Origin of the sequence: Pseudomonas sp. FGI182 (assembly GCF_000511325.1) — a bacterium.
Taxonomy (GTDB): Bacteria; Pseudomonadota; Gammaproteobacteria; order Pseudomonadales; family Pseudomonadaceae; genus Aquipseudomonas; species Aquipseudomonas putida_Z.
In genome coordinates this window covers 1,490,428-1,504,628 of record NZ_CP007012.1, presented here as the reverse complement: position 1 = coordinate 1,504,628, position 14,201 = coordinate 1,490,428, and the positions used below count along the sequence as shown (strand labels likewise).

Here is a 14,201-nt window from a genome sequence, read left to right as displayed (position 1 = left end):
AAGCAATGGCCGCTGTATGGCAAGGATCAACCTTGCTCGCTGTAGTCTGAAAAAACTGCTTACACCTTTACAAGGATTTTGTTCATGACCGATGCCACTTCCGCACGCCTGCGGCCCCTGGCAGACAGCTCCCCGTCGGCGGTGGTCGCCGGCTTCATCGCCATGCTCACCGGCTATACCAGCTCGCTGGTGCTGATGTTCCAGGCCGGCCAGGCTGCCGGGCTGACCAGCGCGCAGATTTCGTCATGGATCTGGGCGTTGTCGATCGGCATGGCGGTGTGCAGCATCGGCCTGTCGCTGCGTTATCGCACGCCGATCACAGTGGCCTGGTCCACCCCCGGCGCCGCCCTGCTGATCACTAGCCTGGGCGGAGTCAGCTATGGCGAGGCGATCGGCGCCTACATCACCTGTGCCGTGCTGGTGCTGATCTGTGGCCTGACCGGCAGCTTCGAGCGCCTGGTCAAGCGCATCCCGGCCTCGCTGGCCTCGGCGCTGCTGGCGGGCATCCTGTTCAAGATCGGCAGCGAAATCTTCGTTGCCGCCCAGCACCGCACCTTGCTGGTACTGGGCATGTTCTTCAGCTACCTGCTGGTCAAGCGCCTGTCGCCGCGTTACTGCGTACTGGCCGCGTTGCTGGTGGGCACGGTGCTGTCCGGCGCCCTGGGCCTGCTGGACTTCAGCGGCTTCCGCCTGGAAGCGGCCACGCCGGTGTGGACCACGCCAAGCTTCTCGCTGGCGGCGACCATCAGCATTGGCATTCCGCTGTTCGTGGTGGCGATGACCTCGCAGAACATGCCGGGTGTGGCCGTGCTGCGCGCGGACGGCTACCAGGTGCCAGCCTCGCCGCTGATCTCGGCCACCGGCTTTGCCTCGCTGCTGCTGGCACCGTTCGGCTCGCACGGGGTCAACCTGGCGGCGATCAGCGCGGCGATCTGCACCGGGCCGCATGCCCATGAAGACCCGGCCAAGCGCTATACCGCGGCGGTCTGGTGCGGGATTTTCTATGGCATTGCCGGGGTGTTCGGCGCGACCTTGGCGGCGTTGTTTGCGGCGCTGCCGAAGGAGCTGGTGCTGTCGATTGCGGCGCTGGCGCTGTTCGGCTCGATCATGAACGGGCTGACCGTGGCCATGAGCGAAGCGCGTGAGCGGGAGGCGGCGGTGATTACCTTCATGGTGACCGCTTCGGGGCTGACCTTGTTCTCGATTGGTTCGGCGTTCTGGGGGATTGTGGCGGGGGTACTGGCCTTGGTGATTTTGAACCCACGTAGGGTATGACGGTAGATTGGGGTGGGGTTGAGATCGAGCGCCGCCCGCGCGGCGCTTCGCGGGGCAAGCCCGCTCCCACATTTGTTGCAACGTGACCATGCCTGTGGGAGAAGCGTTGTCAGCCCTGGTGCATGGCTTGAGACAGAAAAGGCGGCAACAGTGCCAACTCAGAAATCCAGCCAGCCCACCAAGGCTGGCAACCATGGCTTGTCAGGTTCGGCACGTTGCAACAAATGTGGGAGCGGGCTTGCCCCGCGAAGCGCCGCGCGGGCGGCGCTCGATCTCAACACCAACGAAAATCCCACGCCAGGCACCTAAAGCCTGAAATGCCCCACCATTCCCTTCAGATCGGTCCCCAACTGTGCCAGCTCGATACTCGACCGGGCATTGTCCTGCATCGCCAACGCCGCCTGATCGGCACTACCACGGATCTGCGTGACGCTGCGGCTGATCTCTTCCGCCACCGAACTCTGCTGCTCGGCCGCCGCGGCAATCTGCTGGTTCATCTGCTGGATCAACGACACCGCCGCCGCGATGCTGCCCAGCGCGCTTTCGGTCTGCAGCGCATCGGCCACCGCCAAACGCACCAGCTCGGTACTGCCGCGAATCTGCGCCACCGACTGCTGGGCATTGCCACGCAGGCTGGCGACCAGGGTCTCGATCTGCTCGGTAGACTGCCGGGTACGCCGCGCCAGCGCACGCACCTCATCAGCGACCACGGCAAAACCACGCCCCTGCTCACCAGCCCGGGCGGCTTCGATAGCAGCATTCAGCGCCAGCAGGTTGGTCTGCTCGGCCACGCTCTTGATCACCTCCAGCACGTCGCCAATGGTGTGGATCTCGGCACTGAGGCTGTCGATACCGGCGCTGGCCGTCTCCGCCGCCGCCGCCAGTTGCTCGATGCGCTGCATGCTCTGGCGCACCACCTGCTGCCCGGAATCAACCTTCTCGTCCGCAGCCTGGGCCGCCTGCGCCGCCTCTTCGGCATTACGCGCCACATCGTGCACCGTGGCGGTCATCTGTTGCATGGCGGTGGCCACCTGCTCGGTCTCTTCCTTCTGGCTGCCCACCTCGCGGTTGGTCTGCTCGGTCACCGCCGACAGCGCCTGCGCATTGCCGGCCAGTTGCTCGATGCCCTGCTGCAAACCGCTGACAATGCCCGACAGGCCCGCCGCCATCTGCTGCATGGCCTGCATCAGCTGCCCTACTTCGTCACGCCGTGGTGCCTGGGCGTCAAAGCTCAACTCCCCGGCAGCGATGCGCTGGGCGCGGGCAATCACATGCTTGAGCGGGCCGACCACGGCGCGGGTGATCAGCCAGGCGGCCAGCACCCCTACCAGCAGCGCCAATGCCGTAGCCAAGCCGATGGCCACAGCATTGCGTTGCAGTTCGCCCTGCAGGGCCTGCTCCTGCCCCAGGTAAGCCTGGTCGACCCGGCTGGTGACTTGTTCGGCACTGGCCTGCAACTGCGCCTTCAAGCCCTGCTCGCGGGCCAGCTGGTCAGTGTATTCGTTGAGCTTTTCCGAGAAGCTGCCGATGTGCCCCGCCACTTCGCCCAGCACACTCTGGTAGCCGGCATCGCTGACGGCGCCCTGCAACTGGCTGACCAGGCTGGCGGCCTCGACGGTCTGGGCGATGCGTTCCTGGCTGACGCCCTCTTCGCCCTTGCGGCTTTTTTCCAGGCGTACCCGCGCTTCGTCCATGGCCTGCAGCATCAGCCGCGACACCTGCGCCACCTGCCCGGCCTGCTCGAGGAACGCGCCGCCCTGCTGGCCCTGGGACTGCTTGAGGGTATACACGCCGTCATCAGCCAGGCCGGCCTGCAGCACATCGAGGTTGTTGGCCACGCTGGACACCGACCAGCTGGCCATGTCCAGCGCCAGCTCCTTGGCCTGCACCGCTTCGACAAAGGCCTCGAATGCCTGGCCATAGGCGGCCAGGTCGGTTTCCGCCGCCGCCAGCGCCGGCAGGCCACGGGCGCGTTCGGCCAGGCCCTGCAGGCCACTGCGCAAGGCCTCGGCCTGCTGCAGGTCGGAGCGCAGGGCAAAGGCCTGCTCGTGCTGGCGCAAGCGCAGCAGGTCGGTATTGAACTGAGCCAGTTGGCGCAAGCTGTCGAAGCGCTGGCCAACGCTGTGCAGCGCGGCAATGCCAATGGCCGCCACCGCCAGGGTCAGCACCAGCACCAGGGCAAAGCCCAGGCCGAGTTTGCGGGCCATGCCCAGGTTGGCCAGCACACCGTGCTTGCTCGCGCCCATGCCGATTCCCCTTCTGCGTGCGAGGTTATCCCGAAGGCCAAGGGTGGCAACGTTGCCAGCCGATGAACAAGGGCCTGGCGTCAGAATAGTGTCAAATAGCTATGAGCATGTCGCTATCAGCTTGCCAGAGGTCGCCCTGCGTGCTGAAGGAAGGCCTGGGCGCGGGAGTCCTGCCCGTAGGCGACATTGATGCGCAGCCAGGCGCTGGCCGCGCCCTGGTAATCGAAGGCGCTGCCGGGGGTGAGCAGCACATCGTGTTCCAGCGCCAGGCGCTCCAGGCTGGCGAAATCCCGGCCCGGCACGCAGGCCCAGACGAACATGCCGCCGTAGGGCTCGCAGAACACCTGCCAGCCCGCCTGTTCCAGCTGGCCGAGCAGCCTGGCCATGTGCTGCCCCAGGCGCACACGCAACCGCTGCACGCTCTTGCGGTAGCTGCCGTTGGCCAGCATCTGCCCCACCACCTGCTCGGCAAAGCGCGAGGTGCCGATGCCGCTGACCATCTTCAACTCGGCCAGGCGCGCCAGCAACGCGGGGTCGGCGACCAGGTAGCCGACCCGCAGCGAGCTGCTGAGGGTTTTCGAGAAGCTGGCCATGTAGATTACCCGCTGTTCGCTGTCGAGGGTGGCCAGGCGGGTGGCCGGGCCTTCCTGGAAGTCGGCGTAGATATCGTCCTCGATGATGCGCAAGTCGTGCTCGCGGGCCAGCTCCAGCAGGCGATACGCCACCTTGGGCGTCAGGCTGGTGCCGGTGGGGTTCTGGTACAGGCTGTTGATGAACAGGCAGCGCGGCTTGTGCGCCGCCAGCAGGGCTTCGAGGGTGGCCAGGTCCGGGCCTTCGGCAGTGCGCAGCACCGGCAGCATGTGCACCTGGTGCTGGCGCAGCAGGTTGTACAGGTTGTAGTAGCCGGGGTTTTCCACCAGCACCGTGTCGCCCGGGTACAGCAGGGTGCGCACCAGCAGGTCGAGGCCGTGGCTGGCGCCGTGGGTTGTGAGGATACGTTCGGGCCCTGCGGCGATGCCCAGCTGCGCCAGGCGCTTGTGCAACTGCTGGCGAAGGCTGGCCAGGCCCAAAGGTGGGCAATAGTCGAACAGGTCCTGTGGGTTGCCGCGGCTGACCTGGCGCACTGCCTGGGCCAGTTCGGTGGCGGCGCGCCAACTGCTGGGCAACCAGCCACAGCCCAGCTTGAGCAACTCGTCATGGCCCTCGCGAAACTGCCGCCAGCTGCCGTCGCCGGCCTCGCCCCAGGGTTGGGCGTCTTCCACGGCCAGGCCGGGTTTGCGCTCGGCGACGAAAAAGCCAGTGCCGTGGCGGGCCTCCAGCCAGCCGCTGGCGACCAGGCGATCGTAGGCTTCGATCACACACGACGCACTGACCGCCTGGCTGCGGGCCAAGGCCCGGATAGACGGCAGGCGCGCGCCGGGGCGCAGGCGTTGCTGGTCGATCCAGGTTTGCAGGTGGTCGGTGAGTTGCTGTACCAGCGGGGTGGTGCTGGTGCGGTCGAGGGGCAAGTGCATGGGGCAAGTGTTCGCTGGTTTTGAGCGAACAGTTAAGCATAAATGCTGTAAGGGTGTGTCTGGTGGGCGGTAATCAGAGTTATCACCATTCAACCGGCTGACGCGGTTCTTGTAGGAGCGGCCTTGTGTCGCGATGGGCTGCGTAGCAGCCCCGGCAATTTGTGCTTGAGCGGAGATCTCGGGGCTGCTGCGCAGCCCATCGCGACACAAGGCCGCTCCTACAAGAACCGCATGATGCCTGGATTTCCTACACCTGCAGACAAGGACCCTACCCATGCCCTCCGCCCCGGCCCGCCTGGCCTTCGCCCTCTGCCTGATCACCCTGGCCGTCAACCTGCAGGCCCCGCTGTACATCACCTACGCCGACCTCTCCGGCCAAGGCGCCGCCGCCACCGCGGTGGCCTTCTCCGGCTATGTGCTCGGCGTACTACCCGTGCTACTGGCCCTGGGCGGGCTGGCCGACCGGGTTGGGCGCCGGCCATTGGTGCTCGCCGCACTGGCCCTGTCGATGGTCGCCACCGTGCTGATGCTGCTGGCCCCCAGCCTGCAAACCCTGGGCCTGGCGCGGCTGTTCCTCGGCCTGGGTACCGGCCTGGCCTCGGCCACGGCCACCGCCTACATGGGTGAACTGATGGGCGGCGCGGACAACGCCCGCGCCGCCAATTGGGTTACCGCCAGCACCTCGCTGGGCTTTGGCCTGGGTGCAGCACTGACCAGCCTGTTCCTGCTGCGCGGCCCCAGCCTGACCCCAGGCAGCTTCCACCTGCAACTGCTGCTGGCGGCGCTGGCCATGCTGCTGGTGTGGCGCCTGCCGGACCCACGCCCGGCAGCACGCAACCCCATGCTGCGCCTGCCCTGCTACCCCCGTGGCAGCGTGGCCTATGGCCTGGCCATTTTGCTGGCATGGGCCTGCGTGGGGCTGGTGATCGCCCTGCTGCCAGGTATCCTGCGCCAGCACGGGCTTAGCGCCTGGTCGGGGTTCTCGACCTTTTGCGTGATCAGCTGCGGGTTGTTGTTCCAGCCCATGGCCCGGCGCCTCAGCAGCCGTACGGCCACGCTGCTGGGGCTGGTGATATTGCCGTGCAGCTATGCCGTGCTGGCCTGGGGTGCGGACAGCGGCCAGCTGGACGCGGTCTTGCTGGGTGCGGTGGCGGCCAGTAGTGCGTGCTACGGGTTTATCTACCTGGGCGGGCTGGCGGCGGTGAACGAGCTGGCCGGCAGCGAGAAGACACGGGCCAGCGCCGGGTTCTTCATGCTGGCGTACCTGGGGTTCAGCCTGCCGGTGATCTTTACCGGGCTGCTGAGCGACCGGTTGGGGTCACGATTGGCGTTGCTGGTGTTTGGTGGGGTGTTGGTGGTTGGGTGTGTGGTTGTAGGGCTGGCATTGCTATCCAGCTCGGTGAAAACCGCACAGGCAGCGCGGTCAGTGTAGGAGCGGCCTTGTGTCGCGATGGGCTGCGCAGCAGCCCCGGCAAATCATGCGGCGAAGCTGAGATTTTGGGGGCGCTTCGCACCCCGCTCGCGACACAAGGCCGCTCCTACACGGCCCTCAGGGCCAGTGATATACCCGCGAAGAAGGCCACGCGGTTTCGGCTCAGATCGCCGTAGCCCCACCATCCACCGCCAGGCAATGCCCAGTAGTAAACGCCGCGCCATCACTGCACAGGTACAGCACGGCACTGGCAATTTCCTCGACCTTGCCAATGCGCCCCACCGGATGCATGGCAGCGGCAAACTCGGCCTTGCGTGGGTCGGCCTCATAGGCGCGGCGGAACATGTCGGTGTCGATCACCGCCGGGCACACCGCATTCACCCGGATGCCCTTCTTGGCGTACTCGATGGCCGCCGACTTGGTCAGGCCGATCACCGCGTGCTTGGAGGCGCTGTAGATGCTCATCTTCGGCGCCGCGCCCAAGCCCGCCACCGAAGCGGTATTGACGATGGCCCCACCGCCCTGGGCCAACAGCAACGGCAGCTGGTACTTCATGCACAGCCACACACCCTTCACGTTGACGCCCATGATGGCATCGAACTCCGCCTCGCTGCCCTCGGCCAGGCGGCCCTGCTCTATCTCGATACCTGCGTTGTTGTAGGCATAGTCCAGCCGGCCATAGGCGGCGATCAGGCGCTCGTGCAGTTGGCGCACCTCGGCGTCACGGGTAACGTCGCAGGCAATGAACAGCGCCTCCCCGCCCGCAGCGTGGATCAGGGCCACAGTTGCCTCGCCACCGGCCGGGTCGAGGTCGGCCACCACCACCTTCAGGCCCTCCCGGGCGAAAGCCAGGGCGGTTGCCCGGCCGATGCCGGCGGCGCCGCCGGTGACCAGGGCTACCTGGCCGGAAAAGGTCATGCTCATCGCGTGCTCCAAAGCGTGCTTGGTGGGGTTCAGAGCATAGTCAGCCACCACCCGCCCGGGCAGCATCATCACCCCACCGGTTGGGCTACCATGCTTGTCAGTGATGTTAAGGACCTGCCTACATCAACAGGGTAGATTTGACGCCTCCCCCTTCCATTGCCCACAAGGACCCGCCATGACCAACACCAACCGCCGCTTCCTGCTCGCCAAACGCCCGGTCGGCACCGTGCGCCGTGACGACTTCAGCTTCGAGACCGTGCCCGCCGAACAACCCGGCGAAGGCCAGGTGCTGGTGCGCAACCTGTACCTGTCGCTGGACCCGGCCATGCGCGGCTGGATGAACGAAGGCAAGTCCTACATCCCGCCCGTGGCCCTGGGCCAGGTGATGCGCGCGCTGGGTGTTGGCGAGGTTGTTGCCTCCAACCACCCCGCCTACAAGCCGGGTGACCATGTAAGCGGCGCCCTTGGCGTGCAGGACTACTTCACTGGCGAACCCCAGGGCCTGCACAAGATCGACCCCAGCCTGGCGCCCCTGCCGCGCTATCTGTCGGCGCTGGGCATGACCGGCATGACCGCCTACTTCGCCCTGCTGGACGTCGGCCAGCCCAAGGCCGGTGACACTGTGGTCATTTCCGGCGCGGCCGGCGCAGTGGGCAGCATTGTCGGGCAAATTGCCAAGATCAAAGGCTGCCGCGTGGTCGGCATTGCCGGCGGCGCCGAGAAGTGCCAGTACCTGAAGGACGAACTGGGCTTTGACGGGGTGATCGACTACAAGGCCGAAGATGTGCTGGCCGGCCTGAAGCGCGAATGCCCCAAAGGCGTGGACGTGTACTTCGACAACGTCGGCGGCGACATCCTCGACGCCGTGCTGACCCGCATCAACTTCAAGGCACGCATCGTGATTTGCGGCGCGATCAGCCAGTACAACAACAAGGAAGCGGTGAAAGGCCCGGCCAACTACCTGTCGCTGCTGGTGAACCGCGCGCGCATGGAAGGCTTCGTGGTGATGGATTACGCCAAGGATTACGGCAAGGCCGCGCTGGAGATTGCCGGGTGGCTGGCCAGCGGGCAGGTGAAGAGCAAGGAGGATGTGGTGGAAGGGCTGGAGACCTTCCCCGAGACCTTGCTGAAGCTGTTCAGTGGGGAGAACTTTGGCAAGTTGGTGTTGAAGGTTTGATTGGGGATTGCGATTGGGCGTCCAGGTGTATGCCTTGGGTTTTGCAGCGCCTGTGAGATCGAGCGCCGCCCGCGCGGCGCTTCGCGGGGCAAGCCCGCTCCCACATTTGTTGCAACGTGCCGAACCTGCCAGGCCATGGTTGCCTGCCTTGGTGCAGGTCTTGAGACAGGTGGGGCGGCATCAATGCCCAAATCGAAGTCCAGTCATGCCAACAAGGCTGACAACCATGGCCTCACAGGCATGGCCACGTTGCAACAAATGTGGGAGCGGGCTTGCCCCGCGAAGCGCCGCGCGGGCGGCGCTCGATCTGACAGGCGCTAAGGCACTTGAGGCGTACACCTGTCAGCCCCTCCAGAATCGTCAGACTTTCCTGAACCTTGCCCTCACCGCTTCAGCTTGAAGCAGCAAGCGAACTATCCTACGCAGCGATCGGAAGCAGCTGAATTGTCGGGGAAATCCCTCAGGGATAACTTCACCGGGTCGCCATGTTGGTGACCGGGTGTGAGAACCTGTTATGCACTGCTGCTCCACTGTTCAATGGCAGCCATTCGCGGGCAGGCTTCGGCTTGGCCGGCGTCAGTGCACCGGTTTCTCACCCTGCGCAATGGCTGCCACCTTTGTCCGTGAGAAAGATCCGGGTGGTTGCTCCTCGTCACGCACTGGATTTTAACCATGAAAAAGTACACCCCCTCCCCCATCCTAACCGCAGGCCTGGAAACCTTCCTCGAAGCCGGCAACCCCACCCTGGACCTGCTCCGCGTACAACCCGGCATACCGATCGATGATGCCTACGAGCATGTGTCAGTCCTGCTGGGCTACATCAAGCACCTTGTGCGCGAAGGCGACATGGAGGATGACCACAAGCTGCTGGGCTCCGCCGATTACCTGCTGGCCATCGCCAAGGCCCTGATGAACGACATCGAACTGGCCAAGAACAAGCTGCACTGACCTGCAAAACCTTGGCAGCAGAGGCCGCACAGGAGCTGGGCCTGCTTAGAAACCTATGACTCTGAGGAAGGCATGGTTTTTTCATAGCCAATCATAAACTCGGAAACTCCTGACATCGGTGGCCCCCCTTTGCATATGGAGTCTGTGCCTTGACAGGTCTATACTTACCGCTTGCTTGGCTAGGCGCACTTCAACTACTGGAATGCAAGTAATGAAAGGAAAGCCTCTAAATCGATGGATATACGCCTTAGTACTCTTAGCCTTCGATTATCTCAATCATCGTAAAAATCAATTACCCAACACTGACTGAAAACGCGGTGAATACTCTTGGCTTTTTAGGCTTTTGGATTACTCTTTATGGTTTAATTGTGGCCATCCTTGAGATCGCTCGCACTGGCTCAGTGACCAGCCAAGTTGCTCGCGCCGCCGAGGCCTCACACAACAAACTTAAACAACAAATTGAACATGGCGAAACCGAAGCCTGCCAAGAGCTGATCAATCTTGTGCTTGAGGACCTTATAAAAAAGAAAGCGGTTTCGACCATCATCATTACCAGAATTAAGCAAGTCTATATTTCACGATTCTCGAAAGGTAATGCGCCCGAGCGATATCATGACAATCTCGAGATTTTGGATAGCTACGAACACGTGGCCCAGTCAAGGGGGAAAAAGACTGGCCCCAACCCAATGTACGATACCAGCCAGTACCCGAAAGCCAATGTGGCTGCCAGTGAGCACCCACACAAATTTACGATCGACGCCCTGAAAAGAATGCAAAATGATCTTTTGGCGCATTCAGTCGCAAAACATGATTACGTAGGTGAGCCAGTATGATTCCTGTTCAGTTTGCAAAATTTATGGACTTCGTTCTAACTCAAACCAGGAACGGAAAGTTGAAATGGCGCGAAGGGGAAGGCGGCTCCTATATAGCCAGCCACAAGGACATGAGCTTATTCATCTCATCTGACTACGACCCAGACAGAGAACTCGCCACCTTTTGGTTTCGATTGAATGGTGCTTCAGGCTCAACGCCATTTTCCGTTTCTGATAGAGAGCAAGACTATAAAGACATGAAAGTACTTTTTGAGGAGGTCATCGCCAACGCTAACGATGTGGAAAGCGATGTCCAAAAATTCATGAACGATTTCGACTATTGATTTCAAGCTACAAGGGGTACTTTAGTTCGAGGACGAAACCGCTAGCACAAACTTCCAACAGCTGCGCCATTGGGATTATTGGCTTGCTCAATGTCCAAAGCTTGCCCTCCCTTGTGGGAGCGGGTTAATCGGCGAAGCCGGTGCCATCCATCGCGTCGCATGCTTCGCGGGTGAACACGCTCCCACAGGTCCTGAGCAGGCCCCTGAAGCTTGGCTCTGCTATGTGAGCCTGCCTTGCGCAAAGCCAAAAATTTGTGCAAGGCCGCTTCCACACCGTTACAACCCCACACAAGTCTTCGCACCGTCGCTCTGGTAGCATCCGGCGCGCACCAACATCTTCGCCGCCTCAACCGGCAATCATAGGTAAATCAAGAGCATGGGCCGTGCAAGCAGCACGGCTCCAACGGGGGGATCAATGGATTTATGGACTGCCTTCCAGGCAATCATCCTGGGAGTGGTTGAAGGGCTCACGGAGTTTCTACCGATCTCCAGTACCGGGCACCAGATCATCGTTGCCGATTTGATAGATTTCGGCGGTGAACGCGCGATAGCGTTCAACATCATCATCCAGCTGGCGGCGATCCTGGCGGTAGTGTGGGAGTTTCGCGGCAAGATCCTGGAAGTGGTGTTCGGCCTGACCAGTCAGCCCGCGGCGCGGCGCTTCACCGGCAACCTGCTGTTGGCGTTCCTGCCAGCGGTGGTGCTGGGCGTGCTGTTCGCCGACCTGATTCACCACTACCTGTTCAACCCGATCACCGTGGCAACGGCCTTGGTGGTTGGCGGGGTAATCATGCTCTGGGCCGAACGCCGTACCCACCGCGTGGCGGTCGACCACGTCGATGACATGCGCTGGAGCCATGCCCTGAAGATCGGCTTCGTCCAGTGCCTGGCAATGATCCCGGGCACGTCGCGTTCCGGGTCCACCATCATCGGCGGCCTGCTGTTCGGCCTGTCGCGCAAGGCGGCCACCGAGTTCTCGTTCTTTCTGGCGATGCCGACCATGGTCGGCGCAGCGGTGTATTCGGGTTACAAGTACCGTGAGCTGTTCCAGCCCGGCGACCTGCCGGTGTTCGCCATCGGCTTCGTGACCTCGTTCATCTTCGCCATGATCGCCGTGCGTGCGCTGCTCAAGTTCATCGCCAACCACAGCTACGCGACGTTTGCCTGGTATCGCATCGCCTTCGGTTTATTGATCCTGGCTACCTGGCAGTTCGGCTGGATCGACTGGTCGACAGCTCAGGGCTGATAGCACGACACAAAAATGAAAAAGGGCTGCATCCGCAGCCCTTTTTCATTGGTCAGGTTCAGCCGCGTATTTCAGCGACTACCGCTGCCAGCGCTTGAGCCGGGTCGGCGGCCTGGCTGATCGGGCGGCCGATCACCAGGTAGTCCGAACCTGCATCCAGTGCCTGGCGCGGGGTGAGGATACGGCGCTGGTCATCCTGCGCACTGCCTGCCGGGCGAATGCCCGGGGTCACCAGCTGCAGCGACGGGTGCGCCGCCTTCAGTGCCGGGGCCTCAAGCGCCGAGCACACCAAACCGTCCATGCCAGCCTTCTCGGCCAGCGCCGCCAGGCGCAGCACCTGCTCTTGCGGGTCGACATCCAGGCCGATGCCGGCCAGGTCTTCACGCTCCATGCTGGTCAGCACGGTCACACCAATCAGCAACGGCTGCGGGCCGCTGCGCTTGGCCAGCTCTTCACGGCAGGCCGCCATCATGCGCAGGCCACCGGAGCAATGCACGTTCACCATCCATACACCCATCTCGGCCGCGGCCTTCACCGCCATGGCGGTGGTGTTGGGGATGTCGTGGAACTTGAGGTCCAGGAACACTTCGAAGCCCTTGTCGCACAGGGTTTCGACAATGCCCGAAGCGCTGCTGGTGAACAGCTCCTTGCCAACCTTCACCCGGCACAGCGCAGGGTCAAGCTGGTCAGCCAGCTTCAGGGCGGCCTCACGGGTAGGGAAATCCAGGGCGACGATCAGGGGCGTCTGGCAGGCGGACATGGGCAGGGTCTCTTGGCAAGTCGAAAACGGCGCGCATTGTAAACGAAGTGGCACAAGCTTTGGGGGCCGCGGGTCACGGAATTGGCCCGACAGTGGCTGGCTCCTATAATTGAACCAACGGAACGGGCAATTGCTCAACATTTGTACAAGCGCTGCCCATCACCAGCAAAGGAGAACGACAATGCCCTGGTATGCCTGGCTGATACTCATCATAGCCCTCGGCTCGATCGTCGGCGGGCTGATGCTGCTGCGCGATACGGCAAAGAAACTGCCACTGACCGAAGAACAGCTGCGCAAAGTGCATGAGCGCAATGCCGAAGCGGATGCCAAGGATGCACAAGACCGCTGACACGCCCTGCGATCAAGCACGCTGGCTGGCCAGCTGCGCCCACAGAACTTCACATAACTGACTGATTTAGCAGGGCCCCCTGTGGGAGCGGGCGTGCCCGCGAACACCGGCGCAGCCGGTGCCATGCACCGCGCAGGATTCTTCGCGGGCACGCCCGCTCCCACAAGGTACGCTGAGCGCCTGCCAGCATCAGTTCTCCGCGCGACAGCGCAGCCCAAAAGCTCGACGATCTCCCACAGGAACACCATAACCCCCCAGGCCTGCACCGTACCTGTGGGAGCGGCCTTGCGTCGCGAAAGGGCTGCAAAGCAGCCCCGGCAATATACGCGGCGAAGCTGAATCCCGGGTGCGCTGCGCACCCCGCTCGCGGCACAAGACCGCTGCTACAACGACCGCATCAAAAGTTATCAACTAGATAGCCTGCTGAAACATAGCAAGCTAATAAAAAATACGACCCTTTCATTTTCAACAGGTTAAAGAGTCAAACCTTTATAACGTCAAACTTTCAACAAAAAGGGCCAGGGCAAAAAGCCCCAGCCCCTCCCCGCTTACTCCACCATCACCTTGTCCCGGTTACGCTCCAACAGTGCGTTACCAATCCCCTTTATCTCCAGCAGCTCATCCACCGAAGCAAACGGCCCATTGGCCTCACGGTAGGCCACTATCGCCTCGGCTTTGGCCTTGCCTATGCCATTCAATTCCTTCTGCAAGGTCAGTGCATCGGCCTTGTTCAGGTCCAGCCGCGGCGCCTGCTGCGCGTGCTCCTGGGCCACCACCGGCACCGGCTCGGCCGCCGCCGTGACGCTGGCCGGGGCGGCGCTAATGGAGAACGACAGGCTGGCGAACAGCGGAAGCAGCAGGGACGACAGAAGTTTATTACGCATGGTGAACACTCCTTGGGTTGGTCATTTTTCAGCAGCCGTTTTCCCTCGGCTGCGCAATCAACCCTAGCGGTTCTGAGGTTATCCAAACAGCCACTTGGCCTGTTTAAACGTAACCAGATCAAACATTAAGAAAACCAGCTTCGACCACCCAAAAATGATGGCGTTCAGCCATATTTCGAGTTAACTTCATGAAAAAAAAGCGATAGCAAATCGCCGCCAGGTAAATTCCCGTTTAACCTGGGTTTCATTCAGACCAAAAGCTGTTGCTTTTCCTAAAGGCCTTGCAGCGC

Annotated in this window: 13 protein-coding genes and 1 pseudogene; 8 read left to right on the top strand and 6 right to left on the bottom strand. The window is 62.4% G+C overall.

What is annotated here, in order from left to right; translation table 11 throughout:
- Window positions 1-84 precede the first annotated feature (84 nt).
- The gene (locus C163_RS06755) at window positions 85-1,275 is read left to right on the top strand and encodes a benzoate/H(+) symporter BenE family transporter (protein ID WP_025338148.1); all 1,191 of its coding nucleotides are present in this window, start codon (window positions 85-87) and stop codon (window positions 1,273-1,275) included.
- 305 nt (window positions 1,276-1,580) lie between these two features.
- Here the strand turns inward: C163_RS06755 and C163_RS27655 are convergent, their stop codons facing one another.
- The 3 genes and pseudogenes from C163_RS27655 to C163_RS06745 form a co-directional block, all read right to left on the bottom strand.
- A complete protein-coding gene (locus C163_RS27655) occupies window positions 1,581-2,444 on the bottom strand; it encodes a methyl-accepting chemotaxis protein (RefSeq protein ID WP_370290417.1) in 864 nt (287 codons plus the stop codon).
- Window positions 2,442-2,969: pseudogene (locus C163_RS27650) on the bottom strand (HAMP domain-containing protein); the annotation flags it as partial. The pseudogene C163_RS27650 and the gene C163_RS27655, both read right to left, overlap by 3 nt.
- A gap of 668 nt (window positions 2,970-3,637) precedes the next feature.
- Window positions 3,638-5,035: a PLP-dependent aminotransferase family protein gene (locus C163_RS06745; protein ID WP_025338146.1), complete on the bottom strand. Its 1,398-nt coding sequence runs from the start codon at window positions 5,033-5,035 to the stop codon at window positions 3,638-3,640.
- Between the two features lie 274 nt (window positions 5,036-5,309).
- On the opposite strand from C163_RS06745, the gene C163_RS06740 reads away from it, so the two are divergent.
- Window positions 5,310-6,467, top strand: coding sequence for an MFS transporter (locus tag C163_RS06740; protein WP_025338145.1), 1,158 nt, complete (start codon window positions 5,310-5,312; stop codon window positions 6,465-6,467).
- Between the two features lie 162 nt (window positions 6,468-6,629).
- On the opposite strand, the gene C163_RS06735 is transcribed toward C163_RS06740, so the two are convergent.
- Window positions 6,630-7,391: an SDR family oxidoreductase gene (locus C163_RS06735; protein ID WP_025338144.1), complete on the bottom strand. Its 762-nt coding sequence runs from the start codon at window positions 7,389-7,391 to the stop codon at window positions 6,630-6,632.
- 175 nt (window positions 7,392-7,566) lie between these two features.
- Between C163_RS06735 and C163_RS06730 the strand changes: the two genes are divergently transcribed.
- The 5 genes from C163_RS06730 to C163_RS06710 all read left to right on the top strand — a co-directional run bounded on the left by C163_RS06730 (window position 7,567) and on the right by C163_RS06710 (window position 11,918).
- Window positions 7,567-8,568, top strand: coding sequence for an NADP-dependent oxidoreductase (locus tag C163_RS06730; RefSeq protein ID WP_025338143.1), 1,002 nt, complete (start codon window positions 7,567-7,569; stop codon window positions 8,566-8,568).
- Window positions 8,569-9,240: 672 nt separating this feature from the next.
- Entirely contained in the window at window positions 9,241-9,516 is a 276-nt protein-coding gene (locus C163_RS06725; RefSeq protein WP_024086490.1) for a DUF3077 domain-containing protein, read from the top strand.
- A 317-nt stretch (window positions 9,517-9,833) separates the two neighbouring features.
- Window positions 9,834-10,349, top strand: a complete 516-nt coding sequence (locus C163_RS06720) for a hypothetical protein (protein ID WP_025338142.1) — start codon at window positions 9,834-9,836, stop codon at window positions 10,347-10,349.
- Entirely contained in the window at window positions 10,346-10,672 is a 327-nt protein-coding gene (locus tag C163_RS06715; RefSeq protein ID WP_025338141.1) for a hypothetical protein, read from the top strand. The genes C163_RS06720 and C163_RS06715 overlap by 4 nt, the downstream gene beginning before the upstream one ends.
- Before the next feature lie 415 nt (window positions 10,673-11,087).
- Window positions 11,088-11,918, top strand: coding sequence for an undecaprenyl-diphosphate phosphatase (locus tag C163_RS06710; protein WP_025338140.1), 831 nt, complete (start codon window positions 11,088-11,090; stop codon window positions 11,916-11,918).
- A gap of 58 nt (window positions 11,919-11,976) precedes the next feature.
- On the opposite strand, the gene pyrF is transcribed toward C163_RS06710, so the two are convergent.
- The gene (pyrF, locus tag C163_RS06705; RefSeq protein WP_010952851.1) at window positions 11,977-12,678 is read right to left on the bottom strand and encodes an orotidine-5'-phosphate decarboxylase; all 702 of its coding nucleotides are present in this window, start codon (window positions 12,676-12,678) and stop codon (window positions 11,977-11,979) included.
- A gap of 181 nt (window positions 12,679-12,859) precedes the next feature.
- Between pyrF and C163_RS26260 the strand changes: the two genes are divergently transcribed.
- Window positions 12,860-13,027 (top strand): DUF2897 family protein, encoded by a 168-nt coding sequence (locus C163_RS26260; RefSeq protein ID WP_010952850.1) that lies wholly within the window; start codon window positions 12,860-12,862, stop codon window positions 13,025-13,027.
- Window positions 13,028-13,575: 548 nt separating this feature from the next.
- On the opposite strand, the gene C163_RS06700 is transcribed toward C163_RS26260, so the two are convergent.
- Window positions 13,576-13,911 (bottom strand): helix-hairpin-helix domain-containing protein, encoded by a 336-nt coding sequence (locus C163_RS06700; protein WP_025338139.1) that lies wholly within the window; start codon window positions 13,909-13,911, stop codon window positions 13,576-13,578.
- Between the last annotated feature and the right edge of the window lie 290 nt (window positions 13,912-14,201).